Source organism: Xanthomonas protegens (assembly GCF_038442435.1).
GTDB lineage: Bacteria > Pseudomonadota > Gammaproteobacteria > Xanthomonadales > Xanthomonadaceae > Xanthomonas_A > Xanthomonas_A sontii.
The window spans coordinates 25,104-48,693 of sequence record NZ_JAQJCQ010000009.1 but is presented as its reverse complement, the minus strand read 5'-3'; the positions used below and the strand labels follow the sequence as shown (position 1 = coordinate 48,693).

The window sequence follows — 23,590 nt, the reverse complement described above, 5'->3', positions numbered from 1 at the left end:
ATTAGAACTTCGTCAGATTTCCAGTTTTTGGATCGTATACATAGATGTCTCCGCCAGTACCCCTCACTTCCTTTTGAAGAATCTTTGATATTCTTTTTGTTCGGTCACTAACGATAATGTTCATTGGCTCACCAGTTACCTTCGAATGCTGTAGTTGTGCCCGTAGCTGGTCAGACATGTCAAGCTTTATAACATTCTTGACCTCAATTTTGCCGCCGACATTCCGCCCCCACATGTCTGGAATTGTCGTCACCTGCTTGCCGTTTGGTAGCGTAACCGTAATTGTATCCATGTTTTTTACCCCATCAACATGGTTGAACGCATCAATTACTTGCCGCTCAAATTCAGATCCAATCCTTTGATTTGTTAAAATTTGTGGCTCATCTAGTGGATTTTCTACGTTCTTACCCAACGACGTCTTAACAGCAACACTGTCTGTAAGATCTTTCGGGCTTTCCGGTTCCCTGCTCAACCTTCCACGACCACCTACCTCCCCTACTCCCACTGGGCCTTCGAGGGCATCAACAATTGTCTGTGTAATAACCCAATTTTCAAGAACGCTTTTTCCATTCAGGGGATCGAGCTTCCCCGCATGCTCCAAGTTACTAAACAAAATTCCATTCAGACTTCCTACCATGGGCGCCTCTACACCATTGGTAGCAAAGTGCTTTAAGAAGTTTCCTTGATTTACAAGCTGTGCGGCCTCCTGAAGAGTCGTTCCATCTTCAGCCCATCTCCGATCAGTCACAGCATTGGCATACGCCAAATATGCGCCTGAGTATCCTGGCAAATATTTCTTCCCTAAATTTTCAGTGTTAATGCTGTTATAGAGGGAAAGATTGTCTACGATGTAGGCACTATTGATGATGTGATTGTCAAATGCGTCAGTGCCACGCGCATCGAACAGCATGCCGCCGCCAACATCCCCGACATTCGCCCCCAGTCGCTTCGAGAGCGTATTGATGAAACTCGCGGCCTGGATGTCACTTTTTGCAGAGGCATTGTCGGCAAAGCCGCTGTCGATTTGATACAGCGCACGTTCCGTCAAGCGCCGTTTCGCTTCCTCGACCTGCTCCGGCGAAGGATCTTTCCCATCATTCAGGTAGCGCGCGAAGGCCTCCGAATAGTCCGCGATCGTCTTCGCTTCCGCCGGATGCAGCAAACGATTGTTAGCATCTTCATTGATCGCAGCTGCGACGCCACCCTCCCCGGCAACTGAGCCAATACCGGCAGCAACTGCCAAGCCAACGGCTTCTCTAACGCCGTCAGGAAGATCTGCTGTCAATCTGTTGAGTGCTGGCGCTGCAATTGCCGCTCCTGCAGCACCTATCGCTCCTTCTGCTTGTCCGCCAAGTAGTCCCACAACCGCGTGAGCAGCAACACGATAGGCTCCGCCCTCGTCCCATTTGGCCGCCTCGTCCTCTCGACCAGCAAGGCGCAACTCCTCGGCTTTCTTAGTCGCGTACTCACCGACGAACTGCCCTGCCTGCTGCCCGAACGTCGCCGTGATCTCCGCCTGCGCCGCCACCTGTTCCTGCAGCTTCTGCCCATCCCATTGCTTGGTCAGGCCGTTGGCGTCATCGCCCGTAACGACATCGCGCTTCAGGCCGGCCAGCGCGTCCGCCACGCTCTTGCCGGTCTTTGCTTGCTGCCCCGCTTCGTCGGTGATGACCAGCGCCCCGCCACTGATTCCGCTGTGCGTGGTGGATTGCGCATCGCCGCTCTCATGGCCGTAGCCGGCCGCGCTGCCGTTGGCCCCGGTGTTGTAGTTCTGCCAGGACCAATTGCTGCCATTGTTGGTGGTGGAAGGTGTCTGGCCCTCACTGCCCTTGGACTTATCGTCGTCGGTGCCGACGCTGTAGCCGCCCGACAGGCTGATGCCCTTGGCGTCGTAGCTGCTGGTGTTGGCGATGTCGCTATAGGTCAGCGTGCCGGTGCTCAGGCGGTTCTTGCCTTGGTCGATCGCGTCCTGGCTGCTGGCGATCACCGCGCCCTTCAGGTCGGTGTTGCCGCCCACGGTGATGTCGAAGCCGCCCTTGCCTGCCTGGATGCCGCTCTGCTCGGTGACGCTGGCGTAGTCGCCATTGACTTTGTTGCTGCTGTAGCTGGCGCTGGCACTGAACCCCATGCCGAACGTGACGCTGCCACCGATCGACTTGTCCTTGCTGGCGTAGGTGCTGGTGTCCTGCAGGCTCTCGATGTTGAGGTTGCCACCGACATCGGCGATCACCTTGTCCGCGGAGACCTGTGCGCCCTTGAGCGTGGTGTCGTTGCCGCTGATGATCGTGGCGTTGTTGCCAGCAGCCACATGGCTGTTGGTATAGCTGACATCCTCGCCATTGGCCTTGCCACGCGCCCCACTGGCGCTCAACGTCACGCCCGCCGCGAACCCATCAGCGCCGTAGGTGATCGCAACGCCGACCGCAGCGCTGCTGCTCTTGCTGGTGCTGTGCTGTTCGGCCGTGTTCTTCGCGGCCTCGATGGTGACATCGTGATCGGCGGCCAGCAGCAGGTCGTGGCCAGCGGTAACGTCGCTGCCACGTACCAGCAGGTTGCTCGCATCGCCGCCGCCAGTAGCGATCAGATTGACGTCGCCGCCGGCCTGTAGCTTGGAGCCCTTGGCCTGGTCCGCCGACTGGGTACTCTTGCTCTCGCTCTTGCTGCCACCCACCGTCACGGCAATGCTGATGTTTGCCCCTTGCGCAGCGCTGGCGGCACTGCCGCTGGCCAGTGCGCTTCCGGTCTGACTCAGCGAGCTGGCGGCGCCATAGGCGCTGTAGGCCGCGGACCCCGCCGCCAGCGCCTGCATGCGCGCATCGCCACTGACTTTGGAGCCAGCCTTGGCCGTGTCGTAAGCGGACTGGGCCAGGTTCAGCGCTGCGGAACTGAGCGTGATCGACAGGCCACCTTGGCTGAACTTGCTGCGCTGCTCGGCATCGGTGGTGTCGTGGACCTCGGTGATGGCGATGTCCTTCGCCTTCACCGTGATGTCGCCGGCATTGGCCAGCACGTCGCTGCCGGTCTGCGCGTAACGATTGCCCGCGACCAGCGTGACGTCGCCCGCCACGCTGCCGACCGTGCTGCCCACATGCGTGACATCGGCGGTGTCGGCATTGTTCTGGATCTTCTGCGTGCCGAAGGTCACGCCGATGCCGCCGCTGCCGAACATGCCGGACTTCTTCGTTTTCTTCTCGTGCTCCTCGCTATGCGTGTTCTGCGCCGTCTCCAGCGTCAGGTCGTTGCCCGCAGCCACCACCACGTTGCCGGTGCCGGCGACCTGCGCGCCTTGCGACAACAGGTCGTGGCCGGCGGCGATCTGCACGGTGTCGCCACTGAGCGTGGTCGCCACCGCGGTGCTGTCGTGCCACTCGTCATGCGTGGTGGTGGTCTTGCTGGACAGGAAGCCGGTTTTCTTCTTCTGCATGTCCTGCACGGCGTCGTGCTGCTCCTGCTCGGCGAGCAGGTTGACGTCGTTGCCGGCGGACACGGCCAATGCACCCTTGTCGGTAAACGCCTTGGCCGCGGTCAGGTTCACGTCGTTGCTCGCCTGCAGGGCAATGTCGCCGCCGGCGGTGAACTCGGTGCCGTGGACGGTCTCGTCGCGGGTGCTGGTGGTCTGCTTGAAGCGCTTGCGCGTCTCCAGGGTGGTGCTGCTGTCGACCGTGGTCAGGGTGGTGCTGTTGAGGTCGTTGCCGGCGACCACCGCCAGGCCATTGCCGGCGTCGAGCTTGGCGGCGGTCAGGTTGACGTCGTGGCCGGCGCTGAGCACCAGGTTGCCGCCGGCGGTGAGTGCCTGCTGGTCGAGGTCCTGGGTCGTGGTGGTCGTGACGACCTTGGTCTTGCCCTGGCGGGTCTGGTCGGTGACGGTGCGGCTGTCGCCCAGCACCGAGGTCACGTCGAGGTCGTGACCGGCTGCGGCGATCAGGTCGCCGCCGGCCTTGACCTGCGCCTGGCGGATGGTGAGGTCGTTGCCGGCCGCCAGTTGCAGGCTGCCGCCGGTGGCGAGGCTGGTGCGCACCGTGGCCTTGCCGTTGGCATCGGTGACCGGGGTCAGCGACAGATCGTGCCCGGCCTGCAGGGCGGCGTCGCCACCGGCAGCGATCGCTACGCCGTGCAGTTGCAGGTCGTTGCCGGCCTGCAGGGACAGGTTGTTGCCGATGGTCAGGCTGGTGCCATCGCCACCACGCATCAGGCCGGACTCGTCGCGCAGCGCGGTCGGCTGCAGCGTGAGGTTGTTGCCCGCCAGCAACGCCGCGCTGTTGCCGGCCTGCACGGTGGTGCCGGTGAGGCTGAGGTCTCGACCGGCCTGCAGCAGCAGGTTGTTGCTGGCGGTGATGCCCGAACGCAGGTCGCCGCCGGCGATGGCGTCACGGGTGGTGCTGGTCAGGTCGCGGCCGGCGCTGAGCAGCACGTCACGGCCGGCGATCTGGCCGCCGAGATTGAGCAGATCCTGCTTGGCCTGCAGCGCCACGGTGCCGCTGGACACGATGCGACCCTGGTTGAGCAGGTTGCCGGCGGTGGCGCTGACGTTGGCGCCGCTGATGGTGCCGCTGTTGCTCAGGTTGGCCGTAGCGTTGAGCACGGTGTCGCCTGCGCCGCCGGCCAGCAGTGCGCCGTCGCTGCGCAGGGTCAGCGCGGTCTTCGACGACAGGTACACCACCGGCACCAGCACCTTCTGGCCCTGATACTCCTGTTCCACCATCCACACGATGTCGTGGGTCAGCGCGGCGACCTGATCGGCGGTCAGCGCCACGCCCACGCTCAGGTGCAGGGTGCCGGCCTCGGCGACGCCGCCGTCGAGCAGCGCGCGGTACTGGGCCACGCCGTCGGCGTAGTTGCCCAGGTAGCGGCGGCCGGTGAGTTGGGTGATCTGGTCCAGCACCAGGCGCTGTTCGTAGAAGCCGTCGCCCAGGCGGGTCTGGGTCCACTGCGGATCCACGCCGAGCTTGTCCAGCAGGTAATCGCTGCTGATGAAGTTGTCGTAGTCGACGAAGCGCGTATCGGTCTCGATCAGGTAGCGTCGGCCGGGGGCACTGTTGTTGGCCTTGACCCCGCCCAGGCCGTTGGCAGCGCGACCCAGCGTATTGACGCTGGCGCCGTTGCTGCCGACCAGGCGATACAGCCCGCCCATCGGCAGCACGATGTTGCCCAACGGCGCGCCGACGCCACCGACCACTTGCGGCACCTGGCCGGTACCGGGGTCGATCTGCTGGTACTGGCCCGGTACGGTGCCGGCGGTGAGCACCGCCTGTGCGGTGCCAGCCTGGACTTGGCTGCGGCCGCCGCTGCCGGCGCCGCCGAGCTGGGCCTGCACGCCGCTGGCCTGGACCTGGGACGCATTGGTGTTGCTGCCGCCGACCAGCGTGGCCTGGCCGTCGTCGATGCGGATGGCACCGAGGCTGGCGGTGGCGATATGGTTGCCGACGTTGGCCTTGGTGGGCGTCGCAGCGGTCTGCGCCTGCACGGCGATGCCGCCGGCGCCGGCGGCGCTCTGCGTGCCGCGACGGTTCAGGGCGCCGCCCTGGGTAGCGTTGAAGGTGGCGCCACTGATGCTGCGGCCGTCGCTACCAACCGCGCCGTTGCTGATGGAAGCGCCGTTGATCGAGACGCCCTGGCCGCCGGTCATGTTGGCGGCGAGGGCGGTATAGCTGGAGTCGATCGTCGTCGACGAAATGGGTTTCTCTTCGGTGTCGTAGTAGCACACCATGCGCTTGCCGTTGGCGGTCTGCGCACAATCGTCGACCACGCCGGTCACGACGTACTCCACGTCCGATTGCTTCACCACCTGCTTGAGCGACAGCGCCTGGTTCGCCACCGACTCGCCGCCCGTGATCATGCCGTCGGCCATGCCGCCGACACCGCGCTGATTGACTAGCAGGGCACCGGCCGCGGCAATGGTCGAGGTGGTGTTGGTCACGCTGCCTGACAATGCGATGTTGCCGCCCGCGACGATGCGCCCTTCCGCGCTGGCAGCGAGCAGGCTCTCGCGCTGCTCCACCGAGTACTCGCGATAGACGCCCGGCTGCTTGCCCTTGTACGGAAAGCGCGCCGAGGTATTGGCAGGCATCTTGATGCTGCGCGCTTCGATCAACTCGCTCGGCATTGCCGCATTCGCCGCCGCCTTGTCCGCATCCGACAACGGACCAGTCTGCGTGTTCAGCACCCGCCGCCGGTTATTGATCTGATTCGCCGCAATCAGGATGCTGCCATCCGCCTCGATGCTGCCGGAGACGTTGTCCAGCGTGCCGGTACGCGCGGTGAGCGTGCCGTTGCCGTCGCGCGCGGCGCCGATGGCGATGCTGCCGAGGCTGAAGATCTTCGCGTCGCGGTTGACCAGTTGGTCGCGCACCAGCAGGGTCATGCCGCTGGTGGCGCCGATCAGCGCGCTGCCATAGGCGGCGTTGTCGGTGGCGCCGCCCAGGTCGGCGCCGTTGACCAGGGTGCCGGTGTCCACCAGCACGTTGCCGCCGACCAGGCTGCCGGTGTTGGACACCGAGCCGGCGGTGACCTGCAGGTTGCCGCTGGCGGAGAGGTCGCCGGCGTTGGTGACGCTGCCGCCGGTGTTCAACTGCACGTTGCCCGAGCGCATGCTGGCGCCGGCCACATTGTTGATGCTGCTGGCATTGATGCCCAGGCTGCGCCCGGCCTGCAGCGCCGAGGCGTTGACGAAGTTGCCGCCCACCGCCAGGCGGAAGTCGCCGTTGCTGGTGATGTCGGCACCGGCGCGATGGGTGTAATCGCTGCGGATGGTCAGGTCGAGCAGGTTCTGGCCGAGGATGCTGCCGCCGCCGTCGAAGCCGACGGTGTCGATGACCACGTCGCCCGCGCCGCCGACGCTGCTGCCGGCGCCGATCTGGCCGCCGCTGTTGCTCAGGTTCTGCAGGCTCAGGCGCACCGCCTGTTCGGCCTTGATCCTGCCGTTGCGGTTGTCGAGCGTGGCGCCGCTCCGCTGCAACAGCATGCTGCCGCCGGCGTAGACGCTGCCGCCCTGGTTGTCGAGCGAGTTGGTGTTGGCGACCAGGTCGCCGCCAGCCACCAGTTGCCCGCTGCCGTTGGCGATGCTGGCGGCGTCGAGCACCACGCTGCCGCGCCCGCCCAGGCTGCCGCCGACGTTGCGCAACTCGCCGCCGGTGGTGAGCCGGGTCAGGCCGCCGCCGTTGTTGACGATGCTGCCCTGGCTGTTGTCGATGCGGCCGCCGGACAAGGTCATGGCGTTGCCGCTGTCGAGCTGGCCGCCGCTGTTGAGCAGCGCACCGTTGACCGCGACGCTGAGATCGCGGGCGGCACCGATGCGGCCGCTCTGGTGGTTGTCGAGCTGGCCGCGTGCGGTCAGCGCCAGGTCGCGCCCGGCCTGCAAGGTCCCGCCGCTGTTGCTCGCGTTCTCCGCGCCCACTGTCAGATCGGTGCTGGCGCCGATCACGCCCGCGTCGTTGTTCAACGTATGCGCCAGATCCACGCGCATGTCGCCGCCAGCACCACCGCTGCTCAGCGCCTGCATGGTGCCGCCGCGGTTCTCGAGGCTGTCGGCACGCAGCACCAGGCTGCCACCGGTGGCCTGCACCACGCCGAGGCGGTTGTCGAGCGCACCGCTGCCCAGTTGCACATTCAAGCCGCGTGCGGACACGTTGCCGCCGACGTTGCCCAGGCCAGCCGCGGTGACGCTGGCATCGCCGGCCGCGGCGATGGCGCCGCCCTGGTTGTCGAGCGTGTTGCCGGTGCTGAGTTGCAGCTGGCCCTGGGTGAGAATGCGACCGCCGGCATTGCCGAGGGCGCCGCTGCTGCCGACCGTGAGGGTGCCGCTACCGGCGTGTTCGATGCGTCCTTGTGTGTTGTTGATCGACGCGGCGCCCAGTTGCAGGTCGCCGCCGTTGCTGACCAGGCGGCCGCTGGTGTTGTCGAACGCGCCGGTGACGGCGATGCGGGTGATACCGCTGCCGCTCTGCACCAGGCTGCCGTTGCCGTTGCGCAGCGCGGCCGCGCCCAGGTCCAGGCCCGCCGCCTGCAGCGTGCCGCCGACGCCGTTGAGCGCGCTGTTGTCCAGCGCGCCACCGGCGCGCACGGTGAGCAGGCCGCCGGCGAGCAGGTCGGCGCCGCGATGGTCGACGTCGCCGCTCGCGGTCAGCGTGGCGTTGCCGCCGACGCGGGTGGTGCTGCCTGCCAGCGCGAGTTGCGTGGCGTCTGCGGTGAGGTTGCCGGCGGCGATCAGGCGGCCGCTGGCGCTGAGCGTGCCGTCGGCATGCAGGGTCAACGCGCCGCTGGTGCCGAGACTGCCGTCGCTGCGCACGCCGGCCGCGGCCACGCCGCCGATGGCGACATCGCCGCCGCTCAGGCGCAGGTTGCCGCTGGACAGGGTCTGCCCGGCGTTGTCGATGCGCTGGCCCTGCAGCGCGATGTCCGCACCGCTGACGGTGCCGCGCTGAAGCACGCCGGCGTCGCTGCCGAGCACGACCTGGTTGGCGTTGAGGGTGCCGGCCACGGTCAGGTCGCCGTGCGCCTGCAGTTGCAGCGTGGTCGCCGCGCTCAAGGCGCCACTCTGGTTGAGCGCGCCGCCGGCCTGCGCGCTGAACCCGCCGGCCGAGGCCAGGGTACCGCCCAGGTTCAGGTCGCCCTGGCTGACCAGGGCCACGTCGCCGGTTTCGCTGCCGAGCTGGCCGCTGCTGGCGACGCTGGCCGCCTGCACGCGCAAGGCGCTGCCGGCGATGAGGTCGCCGCGGTTGTCGACGGCGCCATTGGCGGTCAGCGCCAGGCGCTGCACGCCGTAGCTGCGCCCGGTCTGCTGCAGCGAACCGACGTCCAACTGCAGGCGCTGGCGCGCACGCAGCGCGCCGGCGTTGCTGAGCAGGCCGCTCACGGTGAAGGTGGCGTTGCCCAGGGCGGCGAGCGTGCCGCTGCCGCTGTTGGTGGCACTGGCGGCGGTGAGGCTCAGGTCGCTGCCCGCGACCACCTGGGCGGCGTTGGTAAGCGCGCCGGTGGCGCGCAGGTCGAGCGTCGAAGCGGACTGCACCAGGCCGCCGAGGGCGAGATCGCCGGTGCTGGTCATCGCCAGGGTGGTGCCGGCGTCGACGGTGCCCTGGCTGTCGATGGCGGCGCCATTCAACTGCAGCGCGCCGGCGCTGTGCAGCACGCTCTGGCTGCCGCTGCGCAGGGTGCCGCCGGCCTGCAGGGTGGCGTCCTGGCCGGCGCTGACGCTGCCGTTCACTTGCAGGTCGCGTTGCGCCTGCGCCTGCAGTCCCTGCGTGGTGGCGAGCTGACCACCAAGGGTCAGGTCGCGCCCCGCACGCAGGTCCAGCGCCTGCGCGTTGAGCATGCCGGCCTGCAGCAGATCGCCCTGCGCCTGCGCGCTGAGTCCGGTGCCTGCGGCGACGGTGCCGCCCAGTTGCAGATCACCCTGGCTGGTCAGCGTGACCTGGCCGCTCTGGCTGCCGAGCTGGCCGGTGCTGGCGATGCGCGCGGCATCGAGCTGCAGGTCGCGCTTGGCGATCAACTCGCCCTGGCTGTCGATGGCGCCGCTGGTGCGCAGGCTCAGCGTGTCGCCGGCGTAGGCCTGGCCGCTGTGCTGCAGATCGCCGACCTGCAGGGTCATGGCCTGGCCGGACTGCAAGGTGCCGGCGTTGGCGAGGGTGCCGGCGGTGGTCAGGGCCAGCGCGCCCTTCGCAGCGAGGCTGCCACCTTGGGCATTGGCGATGCCGGTGGCGGCGACACTGAGGTCGCGGCCGGCCAGCACTTGCGCGGCATTGGTCAGCTGGGTGCCTGCGGCGAGCGCGACGTCGCGCCCGGCCTGGGCCACGCCGGCCACGGCCAGGGTGCCATCGCTGCGCAGGGCCAGATCGGTGGCGGCGTCGAGCATGCCGCGGCTGTCGAGGCTGCCGCCTTGCAGGGTGATGGCGCCGGCCGCGCTCTGCAGCACCGCCGCGTTGCCGGTGGCGACGCTGGCGCCTTGCAGTTGCAGATCGCCGGTGGTCAGGGCCTGGCCGTCGATGCGCAGCGCGCGTTGCGCCTGCAGCGTCGCGTTGGTCGCGCTCTGCAATGCACCGGCGACGCCGACATCGCGTCCGCTCAGAGCGATCGCGCGCGCCTTGGCCACGCCGTCCAGGCGCAGGTCGCCCAGCGCGGTGGCGTTCAATGCCTGCGCGGCGATCACGCTGCCGCCCAGCTGCAGATCGCCCTGGCTGCTCAGCGTGACCTGCCCGTTCTGGCTGCCGAGCTGGCCGCTGTTGCTGAGGCTGCCCACGTCCACCAGCAGGTCGCCGCCGGCGATCACGTTGCCGCGGTTGTCCACCGCGCCGCTGCTGCGCAGCGTCAGCGCCTGGCCGGTGGAGAGCGTGCCGCTGTGCTGCAGGCTGCCGGCCTGCAGCATCAGCGCTTGCTCGCCGCGCAGCAGGCCGGCGTTGTCGAGCAATCCATCGACGTGCAGATCCAGCCCGCGGCCGGCGGCGAGCGTGCCGGCGGCGCGGTTGGCCGCGCTGCCCGCCTGCACCTGCAGATCGCGCCCGGCCACCACGCGGGCGCTGTTGTCGAACGCACCCGCGGCGGTCAGCAGCACATCGTTGCCGCCCTGGGCGATGCCGGCCAGGCGCAGCGCGTCCTGGCTGTGCAGGGTCAGGTCGGTGCCGGCGTCGAGCGCACCCTGGCTGTCGATGCTGCCGCCGTCCACGGCGATGTCCGCCGTGCTCTGCAGCACCGCGGCGCTGCCGGTGCCGACGCTGGCACCGCGCAACTGCACGCTGCCGCCGGCCAGCGCCTGACCATCCAGCTGCAGCGCGCGCTGCGCCTGCGCCTGCAGGGTCGACGCACTTTGCACCGTGCCGGCCATGCTCAGGTCGCGCCCCGCCTCCATCTGCACCGACTGCGCCTTGCTGGTGCCGCCGTGCAGCAGATCGCCCGCCGCCTGCAGGCGCAGCGCGGTGCCGGCGATCTGGGTGCCAGTCAGTTGCAGATCGCCGGCGCTGACGATGCCGAGCTGTCCATCCTGGCTGCCGAGCTGGCCGCTGCTGGCCACGCTGCCGGCGCTGATCGCCACATCGCGCTTGCCGATCAGGTCACCGCTGTTGGTCAGTGCGGTGGCCGCCTGCACGGTCAAGGTGTCGCCGGCATAGGTGCGGCCACGCTGTTGCAGGCTGCCGACGCGCAAGCTCGCGGCCTGGCCGGCCTGCACCAGGCCGGCGTTGTCGAAGTTGCCCTGCACGTTGGCGTCGAGCGTCGTCTGCGCGAGCCACTGGCCTTGCGCCTGGTTGCTGGCGCTGGCGGCGGTGAGCTGCAGCGCGCGGCCGGCGAACACCTTGGCCTGGTTGTCCAGGGTGCCGTCGGCCAGCAAGGCAACATCGCGTCCGGCCTGGGCGATGCCGGCCAGATGGATATCGCCCGTGCTGTGCAGGCGCAGATCCGTGCCCGCGTCCAGCGTGCCCTGGCTGTCCAGCGCGGCGGTGTCCACCTGCAGGGCGGTCGCGCTCTGCAGGATGGCGCCACTCCCCAGTGTGACGCTGGCGGCGTTGACGCCGACCGTGCCGCTCGCGCTGGCCTGGCCGTCCACGCGCAGCGCACGTTGCGCCTGCAGTTGCAGCGTGTCGGTGCTCTGCACGGTACCGGCCACGCCCAGACTGCCCGCGGCGGCGAGCTGCACGCCGGCCGCACGCAGGCTGCCGCGCTGCTGCAGATCGCCCAGCGCTTGCGCGCTCAAGGCGCCGGCGGCCACGACCACGCCGTCGAGCTGCACGTCGCCGCGGCTGTTCAGCACGACCTGGCCGCGCTGGCTGCCGAGCTGGCCGCTGCTGGCGAGACTGCCGACATCGAACCGCACATCGTCACCGCCGACCAGGTCGCCCTGGTTGGCGACGGCACCATCGACGGTCAACGTCAGCGTCGTGCCGGCATTGGCCGAGCCGGTCTGCGTAAGGCTGGCGGCGCGCAGGCCCAGCGCGCCGCCGGCGTACAGGTGGCCATCGTTGGACAGCACGGTCGCGCTGCTCAGGCTGGCGTCGCCCAGGGCCGACAGGCTGGCGCCGGCGACGTTGCTGAGGCTGCTGGCGTCGGCGCTGAGTGCGCCGCCGGCCACGACCTGGGCCTGGTTCTGCAGCGCCCCGGCGCTGCTCAGCGCGAGGTCGCCACGCGACTGCACGGTGCCGGCCAGCGACAGGTCGCCAGCGCTGCGCAACGTCAGGCTCGTGCCGGCGTCGAGCACACCGGCCTGGCCGATGCTGGCGCCATCCAGCGCGAGTGCGCCGCCGGTCTGCACTTGCCCGCTCTGCAGCAACGCGCCCTGCGCGTGCAGTGTGGCGTTGCCGCCGGCCGCCAGGGTGGCGCTGCTGCGCAACTGGCCATCGGCACTCAGCTGCAGATCGCCATCGGTGCGGACCACACCGTCCAGCGTGGCGTCGCCCGCCGCCTGCAGTTGCGCGCTGCCCGCGCCCAGGGTGCCCGATTGCAGCAACGCGCCGCCGGCCTGCGCGGTCAGCGCGCCCTTCGCCGCAACCTGCCCGTCCAGGGCCAGGTCACCGCGGCTGCGCAGCGCGACGTCGCCGCCCTGGCTGCCGAGTTCGCCGCTGCTGCGCAGTTGCGCCGCGTCCACGCTCAGCGCGGCACCGGCCACCAGGCTGCCGCTGTTGCTCAATGCCGCGGTCGTGGCGAGCGTGGCGTTGCGCCCGGCATAGCTGCCGCCGGTGTTGCCGACGCTGGCCGCGTCGATGCGCAGATCGCGGCCGGCGTACAGGGTGCCGGCGTTGTCGAGTGCGCCCGGCGTCGCCAGCGCGATGTCGCCACCGGCAGAGATCACCGCACCGGCCGCATTGCCGATCGCCGCCGCACCCAGGTCCATACGCCCGCCGGCGCTGAGCTGGCCGAGCGTGTCCAGGCGCCCGCCGGCCTGCGCGCTGGCGTCCTGCCAGGATTGGGCCAGGCCGGACAGGCGCATGTCGGTATCGCTGCGCAGGCTGAGGCCGGCGCCGGCGTCGAGCACGCCGGCGGCGTCGATCCGCGCCGCCTGCACCGCCAGGCTGCCGGCGCTCTGCACGGTGCCGCCGCGCTGCAGCCAGGCTGCGCCAGCCTGCAGTTGCGCAGCGCCACCGGCGTAGGCGCTGCCGCTGCTGCGCAACTCGCCGCTGGCGCTCAGCGCCAGCGTGCCGCCGCTGTAGAGGCTGCCGCCGACGTCCAGTTCCGAACCGAACAGGGTGATGGCGCCAGCGCTGCTGCGCCCGCTGTGCGCTAGCGCACCGCTGGCGGCGGCGTCGAGCAGATCGTGGGCGATGGTGTCGCCACTCATCGTCAGTTGCGCGGCGCGCAGACGCACGCCGGCTTGCTGCGAGCCGAGCACGCCCTGCTGGCTCAGCGTGCCGGCCGCGTGCAGGTCGACATCGTCGCGGGCCACCGCCGTGCCGGCCAGGCTGAGCTGGCCGGCGCTGTCGATCTGCAGGCTGCCGCTCTGCGCGGACAGGGTGCCGCGGCTGACCACGCCGACACCGGCTTCGGTGGCGATCAGGCGGATGCGGTCGGCGTACATGCCGCCCAGGTACGCCACGTCGATGCCGATCGCCGGCGGCGCGCCGTCGGTGCCGGGCAGCACCTCCAGCAGCATGCCGTCGTAGCCGATGCGCTGCGCACCGGCGCTGGCCAGCAGATCCTTGGCCCACACCGAACCGCCCACGCTCAACTGCCGCGACAGCAGATCCAGGCGATCGACGTTGTACGCGTCCAGGCCGTTGCTGCCGACGCTCAGCGCGCCGCCGGTGATGGAGAAACCGTTCAAGGCGCCATCGGCGCCGAGCAGCGGTGTGCCGGTGGCCAGGGTGACGCGCGAGGTGTTGAGGAAGCCGCAGCCGTCGCAGACGATGCCGTTGGGGTTGGCGATCACCAGCTGCGCCTTGGCCCCGGCGATTTCGGTATAGCCCTGCAGGCGGCTGGTGGTGGAGGTGACCTCGTTGAGGATCAGCGTGGCCGCGCCGCTGTTCTTCAGATTGTCGTTGCCGGCGATGTAGCCGCCGAGTTCGGTCTTGGAGATCTGCGCGCTGTTGTTGAGGATCAGGCCGTTGCTGCCGACGTCGAAGCGCGAATAGCGGTTGTGCGAGACGCCGCGTGCGTTGGGGGCAACGATGTCGACCACCGGCACGCCGTTGGCGGCGGCCTGCTGGCCGGGCTGGCGTCCGTCCGGATTGGCGACCGGCGCGACCTGCGCGTACAGCGGCAGCGAGGTCCAGGTGACGGTGCAGCACAACAGCGCGGCGAGGCCGCGCTTGAGCGGATCGAGCAGGCGGTGGCGGCGGTCGTCGGTACGGTCCATGTGCATCGTCGTGTCTCTCGTGCCGCTCACCGCGGCAAAACCCATCGCGTTGCCTGCCGCCGGCCGGCGGCAGGACGTGTCAGAACTGGTAGATCAGGCGCACGCCGTAGGCCGGCTGCGCGCTGTGGAAGTCGCGCGGCGCGTGCAGGTCCCAGCCGGCGAAGCCATCCCAACTGAGTCCGCCGCGCGCGCCACGCACGCCGACGAAGCCGCCGACCAGGCTGCGCCCGGCCTGCGCAGTGGCGCTCGGTCCGGCGATGCGGCCGGCATCCACACCCAGGTACGGGGTGATGCCCAGGCGTTGCACCGGCAGGTTGAGGGTGTTGCGCCAGTACGCGCCGCGTTCGGCGCCGAGGGTGCGTTCGCCGTCGAAGCCGCGCACGCTGTAGCGCCCGCCCAAGGTGATGAATTCCGAGCCCAGCAGCAGTTGCGGGGAGGTCTGTGCGTGCAGGCTGCTGTCCCAGCTCATCGCCACCGGGCCCAGCGCGAACGGCAGGCCGGCGCTGACATCGAGGGTGGTGACGCCGTAGCGGTAGCCGGGGAAGCCCACCGCCGGGTCGTAGCCGGTCCATTGCCCGTCGAACCAGGGCGTGCCGCGGCGGTGGCCCAGCCGCGTGTCCAGCTGCAGCTTGCCCAGGTAATGGCGATGGCTGAGATACAGCTCGGCGCTGGTGGTGTGGCGGCGCTGGATGCCGATCTCCACCCCGTCCAGGTAGCTGCGTGCGGCGCGCTTGGCCACGACCATGCCCAGCGTGGTCTTGCTGGTGCCGGTGCGATGGATCACCCGCTGCAGATCCAGTTGCGCGCTGTTCGAGCTGCCGCTGGACTGGAAGCTTTGGCGGAACCCGTCCACCTGCTGGTGATAACGGTAGGACGACAGCGACACGGACGCCGTCCACCAGCCCCATGGCACGCTGTAGGACAGGCTGTTGCCGCGCGTGCCGCGGGCGGCGCCGTCGTCGACCAGGTCGTGGTTGTAGCCGATCGACAGCAGGTCGTTGATGCCCAGCGGCGCGTCCAGGGCGAAGTCGACGCCGCCCTGGTAGCGTCCGGTCGCCTGCACGCCCGAATCGTCGGCATTGAGTACCGCGCGCCAGCGCCGACTGCGCTGCACGGTGATCAGCAGGTCCGACTCGCCGGGCTGCTCGCCCGGGGCGATGTCGATCTTGGCGTCCTGCGACGGCACCCGCTTGAACTGCTCCACGCCCTGCTCGATCGCGCGCAGGTCGAGCACATCGCCCGGCCGCAGCGGCAGCGCGCCGCGCCAGAACACGCGGCCATCGGCCGACTGTACGCGCACCTGGCGCAGGCGCCCGGGCAGCAGCTCGAAGCGCAACTCACCGCGGGACAGGTCCTGCGCGGGCACGCCGAGGCGGGTGGTGACGAAACCGCGCGCGACCAGTTGGTCGAGCGCGCGGCGGCGGATCAGGTCGATGCCGGCCGTGCCGATGCAGCGGCCTTCGTAGCGACGCAGCGACTGCCACAGCCAGGAAAAGCGGGCTGCGTCGGGACCGCCGCCGCTGAGGCGGACGCGCTGGATCGGGAAGCACAGCGCTTCGGTCGGCAAGGCGGTGCTGCGCATGTCCGCTGGCGCTTCGGTCTCGCGCGGACCCACGAACGGCGCCTGCCGGTCCTGCTCCTGCTGGCGCTGGACCTGCTCGGCCTGGCGCAACTGTTCCTGGCGGTCGAGCGTGCTCGGCGGATCCTGTGCCTGCGCCTGCGCCATGGGCACACTGGCGAACAGGCACGCAGTCAGCACAATGCGAGAAGCTCCTTTTCTCCGGCGATCCACTGCAACGTCCCCTGTGACGCTTCCCGCGTTTGCCTGCAATGCAGGCGCGATCGCGCCGCAGCGCGCCAGGCGCCGCGTCGCGCGGTTTTCCATACTTGGAAGTGTGGTGGAAACCACAGCGCGACGGCATCGGGAGGCTCCCGACACGCCGTCGGGAAATTCCCTGCAAAACAGCCACTTGCGAGAATTTCGTCACCTTCTCAAAGGACGTAGGTCACAACTGGCGCGCGATCCACGGCGGCTGCCACACTCTTGGCTCACACCTCGAAGGCCTCGCATGCTGCCGCTCCTCCTCCTGCTGCTGGCCTTGGCCGCGCCCGCTGCGCCCGCCGCCGTGCCCGCCCACCGCGCCGCAGCGCCGACGCCGACGCCAACGGACTGCCGCGCGGCATCGGCCGCGCCGTCCGATACCGACGTCTGCGATCCACGCCGCGGCCTGCTGCATCTGGCCTATCGCGCGGGCCGTGTGGTGCTCCAACTGCCCGGACGCACACCCGCCGTGCTGGAGACCATTCCGCACGCCTACGCACCGGAGCGGATCGGCGCCGAGCGCGCCATCCGCCTGTTGCCGACCCGGTTGCAGCCGTATCTGGGAAGCGACCGCCTGCTGTACCTGTCCGTTCGCCGGTCCTCGCCCGGGGATGGACACGGCTACTGCGGCGCCGGTGCGGAGATGGCGCTGACCGTGGTCGACCTGCACGGCACGCCGTCGATCCTGGCGCGGGTGCCGGTGTCCAGTTGCCTGGACAACATCGATCTGGACGCGCCCGACCTCGACGACCTGACGCCCTACACGGTGCGCGACGGCCGCCTGCGCATCCGCTTCAGCGCCTATGCCGGCCACGACGATGCCGACCCCGTCGAGGCAGTGCTCGCCCCGGACCTGCGCGCACTGACGTTCGCGCCCTGAGCGCGGCAGCCCGCTTGCGCCACCGCGCGTTGCGCGGCGCCTGTCATCGCAACCGGCTAAAATCTGCGGTTCATTTGCCCAGGTTCCCACACCCGATGACGCCGATCGCCCGCACCGCACTGGCCTGCGCCGTGCTCGCCCTGTCCGCCTGCAAGCCGCAGGCGCAGGTCGCCGACCCCGCCGCCAAGCCGGCCGCCCCTGCCGCTGCCGCCACGCCCGCAACTGCCACGCCGGGTACGGCCGACGACAATCTCAACGCGGTGCTGTGGATGCAGCGCTCGGCCGAGTACCAGGCCCTGGCCGAGCAGACCTATCGCGCCGCCGCCGATCGCCTGGATGTGGCGCTGAAGGAACCGAACTGGGACGCGCTGGTGCCGGAGGAGCGCGGCAACGCCGCCACCGGGTTGAAGCCGGCGGTGGTGATGGACGTGGACGAAACCGTACTGGACAACTCGCCGTACCAGGCGCGGCTGATCCGCAACGGCAAGGAATACGACGAGGTCACCTGGGACCAGTGGGTCGCCGAGAAGAAGGCCAAGCCGATTCCCGGCGTGGTCGATTTCGCCAAGGCCGCCACCGCCAAGGGCGTCACCGTGCTGTACGTGACCAACCGCGCCGTGCACCTGACCGACGCGACCCTGGCCAACCTGCGCAGCGCCGGCCTGCCGGTGGCCGACAACAGCGTGCTGCTGGGCCTGGGCACGGTGGTCAAGGACTGCGAGCAGAATGGCTCGGAGAAGAACTGCCGGCGCAAGCTGGTCGGCCAGCAGTACCGCGTGCTGATGCAGTTCGGCGACCAGCTCGGCGACTTCGCGCAGGTGGTGGCCAACACCCCGGAAGGCCGCGCGCAGTTGCTGCAGCAGTACCACGACTGGTTCGGCGAGCGCTGGTGGATGCTGCCCAACCCCAGCTACGGCTCCTGGGAGCCGGCGTTGTTCAACAACGACTTCACCCAGTCGCGCGCCGCACGCCACCAGGCCAAGGTGCAGGCGCTGGAGCTGGCGCAGTGAGCCGCGCGCCGCTGGCGCTGGCGCCGCACGAGCGCCTGATCTTCGCCCTCGACGTGCCCGGGCGCAACGAGGCGCTGGAGTGGATCGAGCGGCTCGGCGATGCGGTGGCGTTCTACAAGATCGGCATGGAACTGCTCGCCTCCGGCGAATATTTCGACGTGCTGGATACGCTGGCCGGGCGCGGCAAGCGGGTGTTCGTGGACCTGAAATTCTTCGACATCCCGGCCACGGTGGGCGGGGTGATCCGGCGGCTGTCGCAGTGGCCTGTGGACTACTGCACCATCCACGGCTGGCACCCGCCGATGATGCAGGCGGCGGCCGAGGCCAACGGCAGCGACATGCGCCTGCTGGCGGTGACCGTGCTGACCTCGATGGGCCGCGCCGACCTGGCATCGATGGGTATCGACCGCGCGCCTGAGGACGTGGTGGTGGAGCGCGCGCTGGCCGCGCAGGCGGCCGGCATCGACGGCGTGATCGCCTCCGGCCAGGAAGCGGCACCGATCCGCCGCGCCACCGGCGCCGGCTTTTCCATCGTCTGCCCCGGCATCCGCCCGGGCGGTCCGGTCGGCGACGACCAGCAGCGTACGGTAGGCGTGGCCCAGGCCTTCGCCGACGGCGCCGATGCGATCGTGGTCGGCCGGCCGATCCGCCAGGCGGCCGATCCGCGCGCTGCGGCCGAGGCGATCCAGCGGGAAATCGCGCTGACGTTGGCCGGCGGCGCTGCCCGCTTATTTTGAATCAATGACTTAGCGGGTAATTCCTAAAGCATTGCTTTAGCTTCGGCATGCCGGTAGCATGCCCAGCGTCCGGCTCTGCCGGAGATGTGCCATACCGTTCTCCGGCTTCGGTCGGATTTGAAGAGGCCCGCGCCTGGTGCGCGTGGCCTCTTTTTTTGTGCCCGCGCGGCGCGGGCCGTGCTTACCCAGGCCTGGCCGCGCAATAGCGGTCGATGAAGGCCTGGTGCGGCGGCATGGCGTCGGCGCAATGGCCGATGGTCTGCTCGACGCTGGCCATGAAGCGCTCCAGGTCGGCCTGCGGCACCTGGTCCACCAGCGGATGGTAGGCGCGCGGCAGGATGCCCTGCCCCACCATCACCTGCACCCAGCTGATCTCGGCGAACATCTCGTCGCCGTTGCGGTAGAAGCGGCCGCTGTCGCGGAACAGCGCCAGCGTCTCCTGCAGTTCCGGGGTGATCGGCATGCCGCGGCAGTGCCGCCAGAACGCGCTGTCGTCGCGCTCGGTGGCGTGGTAGTGCAGCAGCAGGAAGTCGCGGATGCGGTCGAACTCGAAGGCGATGCGCTCGTTGTAGCGCCGCACCAGCACCGGGCTGATGCCCTCGCGCGGGAACAGCTCCAGCAGCTTGGAGATGCCGGACTGGACCAGGTGGATGCTGGTCGATTCCAGCGGCTCCATGAAGCCGCTGGCCAGGCCCAGCGCGATCACGTTGCGGTTCCACACCTGCTTGCGGCGCCCGGTGACGAAGCGCAGCGGCCGCGGATCGGCCAAGGCCGGGCCGTCGAGGTTGGCCAGCAGCGTGGCCGCGGCCTCGTCGTCGCTGATGTGCGCACTGCAGTACACGTAGCCGTTGCCGGTGCGGTGCTGCAGCGGAATGCGCCACTGCCAGCCGGCCGCACGTGCGGTGGCGCGGGTGTACGGCGTGGGCGGGCCGACCTTGGCGCAGGGCACCGCCAGCGCGCGGTCGCACGGCAGCCAGTGGCTGAAATCGTGGTAACCGGTGTGCAGCGCCTGCTCGATCAGCAGGCCGCGGAAGCCGGAGCAATCGATGAACAGGTCGCCGGCGATCGCCTCGCCCGACGCCAGGCACACCACGCGCACGTCGCCCGATTCCGGATGCAGTTGCACCTCCTCGACGATGCCTTCGCGCCGGGTCACCCCGCGCTGCTCGGCGTAGCGGCGCAGGAAGCCCGCATACAGCGCCGCATCGAAATGGTAGGCGTAGGCGATGTTGGCCAGCGGCGAATTCGGCGGCACGTCGGTGGCCGAAGTCATGAACCGGTCGCGCTTGGCGGCGACGGTGTTGAGCGTGTAGGCGCCCAGCGGCCTGGCCTTGCCGGCCAGCGCCTGCTTGAACCAGTACTGCTGGAACGGCAGCAACCCGAGCGGATGCCCGATCTCGGTGCCGAAGCCATGCACGTAGGACGTGCCCGGGCGCTGCCAGTCGGCGAATTCGATGCCGAGCTTGAAGCTGCCCTGGGTGTGGCGCACGAACTCGGCCTCGTTGATGCCGAGCAGGTTGTTGAAGGCCTTGATGTGCGGCACGGTGGCTTCGCCGACGCCGACGATGCCGATCTGCTCGGACTCGATCAAGGTGATGCGGTAGTCGGGGCCCAGCACACGCGCCAGCGCGGCAGCGGCCATCCAGCCGGCAGTGCCGCCGCCGACGATGACCAGGTTGCGAAGAGGGGCGGCGATCATGCGTGCAGGGTCCTGTACCGAGGAAAGAGGCGACCGCAAACGCGGACGGGGCCACGCGGCCCCGTCCGTTGAAACCCCACGCGCGCCGGTCGGGCACGCGCGCGGGTGATGCGGTGGATCAGAACTTGGCGCCGATCTCGAAGGTCACGGTGCGCGGCACGTACATGATGTCGCCGGTCTTGTTGATGGTGATGTTCGGATCGAAACGGCCATCGGAGCCGAAATCGTTGTACGAGTACGACGAGTAGTTCTTGAAGTTGAAGGCGTTGAGCAGGTTCACGCGCGCGGTCAACTTGAAGTCGTTGTACACGGTGAAGTCCTTGGTCGCCTGGAAGTCGACCGTGCGGTAGCCCCAGATCTTGCCGCCGACCAGGAACTTGCCGCTGCCCGGCGGCACCGCCGCCACCTGCTGGCAGGTCGCGCCGTCCGCATCGGTGTGGCCGTAGCAGGCGATGGTGTTGATCGGCTCCGGCGTCGCCAGCACCACCTTCGCGCCGAAGGTCAGGCCCCACGGGCCGTCGATCGAGCCGGAGGCGACGAAGCGGTGCGCCGACACGGCATCGGACTTCACGAACGGATAGTCGTGGATGGTCGCCTTGTCGAACGCGTACGGCTCGTCGATGTTGCGGTTCTGACGCGCGCTGGTGTGGGTGTACGACAGGGTCAGACCCCAGCCCGATTCCTTGGTGTACGGCTTGTCGGCCGACAGCAGCACCTGGCTGCTGCGCTGCTCCAGGCCATTCATGCCGATGATCGTGTTCTGGTAGCCCGGCACCGGCTGGCCCCACGGGGCGCTGCCGTTCTGGAAGTAGGAACCATCCGGGTAGCGGTTGATCAGCGACATCGCGAAGCCGTCGTAGCTGAGCACGCGCTGGAAGGTCACGTCGGTCTGCCAGTCGCCGACCTGGTTGGTGATGCCGATGCTGTACTGGTCGCTGTACGGCGTCTTCAGGTGGTTGTTGAACATGAACAGTTCGGCGCTGCCGCTGACGCCGGGGATGGTGTTCAACTGGTCCACGCCATTGAGGTAGCGCGGATCCCACGCGGTGCAGACGCGGTCGCCACGGTAGCACTGGCCGGTGGCCGGGTTCTGGAAGTACACCGCGACCGGCGAAAGCGCGGCCTTGCTGGTTTCCAGCGCCAGCTGCTCGAACAGGTTGCGATCGTAGGAGCGGCCGGCGCCACCGTGCAGCACCGAGCTCTCGTCGCCGAAGAAGTCGTAGGAGAAGCCCAGGCGCGGTGCCCAGCCATCCTTGAAGTTCTTGCGGTTGCGACCGGTGCTGATGTAGTCGGCGGCGTTGATGCCGCTGGGCAGCAGGCGGTTGGCCCAGGGCTGGCCCGGGTTGGCCGGATCATTGGAGTACAGCGCGTTGACGAAGGCCTGCGAAGTGACGAAGTCGGTGTAGGCCGGGCTGTCCTCGTAGTCCCAACGCACGCCGACGTTGATCATCAGCTTGTCGGTCGCCGCCCAGTCGTCCTGGATGTAGATGCCGTACTGCTTGGACGGCGACTCCACCGTGGCCTTCTGGCCGGGGGTGTTGTACGGCGCGACGTAGTCCACGCGGTACGGCGTGGCGGCGACGCCGTTGTTGTTGACCGCATAGCTGAACTGCGGGTTGAGCGCGGCCGCATCCTGCGAGGTCAGCTTGATGTCCTTGTAGCTGACGCCCATCTTGATGGTGTGCTCGCCATGCCACTGGAAGCTGGTGAAGGTCAGGTCGTTCTGCAGGAACCAGCCCTTCTGGCTCTTGCGCTGCACGTTCAGACCGCCGGCGGATCCGGTTTCCAGGAAGGTGTATTCGTCCACATCGGTGGAGCCGGCGCGGGGCGCCAGATACTTGTAGACGATGCCGTTGCCGATGCTCTTCGGATTCGGGTTGTTCTCCGAATCTTCGGTACCGACGATCAACTCGTTGAACCAGTTGTCGGCGCTGTGCTGCCAACGGATGTTGGCGCGCTTGTCCTTGTTGATCTTGTTGGTGCCGTGTTCCGGCGTGCTGGTGCCGCCGACGTTGCCGGTCTGGGTCTCGTCGCGGTACTGGCCGCTCAGTTCGATGCGATCGCGATCGGTCGGTTCGAAATCGATCTTGCCGAAGTACAGGTCCTCGGTGAACGGCATGTTGGCCGCACCGAACTGGCTCGACAGGTTGGACGGCAGCAGGCCGACGTACGGCTGCGCCGTGTTGTCCGCCTGCACGCTCTTCGGCACCACGTTCTCCTTGCCTTCGTAGGCGACGAAGAAGTGCATGCGGTCCTGGATGATCGGGCCGCCCAGGGCGAAGCCGTATTCCTTGGTCTGCGAATCGATCTTGCCGTTCGCTTCGTCGGGACGCTTGTCGCGTAGATCCTGGTCGGTGTAACGGTAGAAGGCTTCGCCGTGGAACTCGTTGGTGCCGGACTTGGTGGCCGCGGTGATCGCCGCGCCGCTGATCTGGCCGTACTCCGCCTTGTAGTTGGAGGTGATGACCTTGTACTCGCCGATCGCCAGCTGCGGGAACGGGTTGCCCTGGGTGTCGCTCTGGCCGGCGATGCCGCCGCCCTTGACGTAGCTCTTCTGGCCGACGCCGTCGATGTACAGGTTGCCGGCGCTGGCATTGGACGCACCGCCGCGCAGCTTGGTGTTTCCGTTGCCGTCGATCTGGAACACCATGCCCGGCACGGTGTCGGCGAACTCCAGGAAGTTGCGGGTGGCCTGCGGCAGCTGCTGGATCTGGTGCAGCGACACCACGTTGCCCACTTCCGAGGTCTTGACGTCCTTCAGCAGCGGCGCGCTGACGGTGACGGTGTCCAGGGTGGTCGCGTTGCCGCCGGCGGCAGTGGTGCCGGCGTCGAGATCGACGGTGGACGAGGACGCGACCTGCAGGGTCACCGTCTTGGTGACGCCGTTGGCCTCGACCTTGTAGGTGCCCGGCGGCAGGCCGACCACGGTGTAGTTGCCGTTGGCGGCGATCGGCGCACGACGCACCGAGCCGGTGGCGACGTTGGTGACGGTGACTTCGGTGCCGGCCTGGGCGGCGGCGACCTGGCCGCGCAGGGTCGCGCTGCTGGACTGGGCCATCGCCGGCATCGTGGCGAACAGGCAGGTGGCCAGCGCGCAGCACAGCAGGCTGCGTGCGGGCAGGTTGGAGGCGGAACGCGATTTCTTCATGACGAAAGCCCTCCCAGGGCGGTCA

7 protein-coding genes are annotated in these 23,590 nt (G+C 68.6%); 3 read left to right on the top strand and 4 right to left on the bottom strand.

All coding sequences use genetic code 11. The annotated features are described in order from the left end of the window. Nucleotide 1 precedes the first annotated feature (1 nt). Both PIQ37_RS11820 and PIQ37_RS11815 read right to left on the bottom strand, forming a co-directional pair. Nucleotides 2-14,269 carry a hemagglutinin repeat-containing protein gene (locus tag PIQ37_RS11820; RefSeq protein WP_342073615.1) on the bottom strand — a complete coding sequence of 4,756 codons (14,268 nt, stop codon included), beginning with the start codon at nt 14,267-14,269 and terminating at the stop codon, nt 2-4. A 79-nt stretch (nt 14,270-14,348) separates the two neighbouring features. Next, nucleotides 14,349-15,995, bottom strand: a complete 1,647-nt coding sequence (locus PIQ37_RS11815) for a ShlB/FhaC/HecB family hemolysin secretion/activation protein (protein WP_342073707.1) — start codon at nt 15,993-15,995, stop codon at nt 14,349-14,351. Between the two features lie 343 nt (nt 15,996-16,338). Here PIQ37_RS11815 and PIQ37_RS11810 point away from each other — a divergent pair, with 343 nt between their 5' ends. From PIQ37_RS11810 to pyrF, 3 genes are all read left to right on the top strand, one after another. After that, nucleotides 16,339-16,971, top strand: a complete 633-nt coding sequence (locus tag PIQ37_RS11810; RefSeq protein WP_342073614.1) for a hypothetical protein — start codon at nt 16,339-16,341, stop codon at nt 16,969-16,971. Between the two features lie 95 nt (nt 16,972-17,066). Next, entirely contained in the window at nt 17,067-17,981 is a 915-nt protein-coding gene (locus PIQ37_RS11805) for a 5'-nucleotidase, lipoprotein e(P4) family (protein ID WP_342073613.1), read from the top strand. Further along, nucleotides 17,978-18,718, top strand: coding sequence for an orotidine-5'-phosphate decarboxylase (pyrF, locus tag PIQ37_RS11800; RefSeq protein WP_342073612.1), 741 nt, complete (start codon nt 17,978-17,980; stop codon nt 18,716-18,718). The genes PIQ37_RS11805 and pyrF overlap by 4 nt, the downstream gene beginning before the upstream one ends. A gap of 181 nt (nt 18,719-18,899) precedes the next feature. Here the strand turns inward: pyrF and PIQ37_RS11795 are convergent, their stop codons facing one another. Further along, complete coding sequence (locus PIQ37_RS11795) at nt 18,900-20,417, bottom strand: tryptophan halogenase family protein (protein ID WP_342073611.1); 1,518 nt, start codon at nt 20,415-20,417, stop codon at nt 18,900-18,902. A 118-nt stretch (nt 20,418-20,535) separates the two neighbouring features. Continuing rightward, complete coding sequence (locus PIQ37_RS11790) at nt 20,536-23,565, bottom strand: TonB-dependent receptor domain-containing protein (protein ID WP_342073610.1); 3,030 nt, start codon at nt 23,563-23,565, stop codon at nt 20,536-20,538. Between the last annotated feature and the right edge of the window lie 25 nt (nt 23,566-23,590).

Coding starts and splice junctions, on each gene's coding strand:
- PIQ37_RS11820 (WP_342073615.1), bottom strand. CDS start 14,269: ATGGACCGTACCGACGACCGCCGCCACCGCCTGCTCGATCCGCTCAAG.
- PIQ37_RS11810 (WP_342073614.1), top strand. CDS start 16,339: ATGCTGCCGCTCCTCCTCCTGCTGCTGGCCTTGGCCGCGCCCGCTGCG.
- PIQ37_RS11815 (WP_342073707.1), bottom strand. CDS start 15,995: ATGGCGCAGGCGCAGGCACAGGATCCGCCGAGCACGCTCGACCGCCAG.
- PIQ37_RS11790 (WP_342073610.1), bottom strand. CDS start 23,565: ATGAAGAAATCGCGTTCCGCCTCCAACCTGCCCGCACGCAGCCTGCTG.
- PIQ37_RS11795 (WP_342073611.1), bottom strand. CDS start 20,417: ATGATCGCCGCCCCTCTTCGCAACCTGGTCATCGTCGGCGGCGGCACT.
- PIQ37_RS11805 (WP_342073613.1), top strand. CDS start 17,067: ATGACGCCGATCGCCCGCACCGCACTGGCCTGCGCCGTGCTCGCCCTG.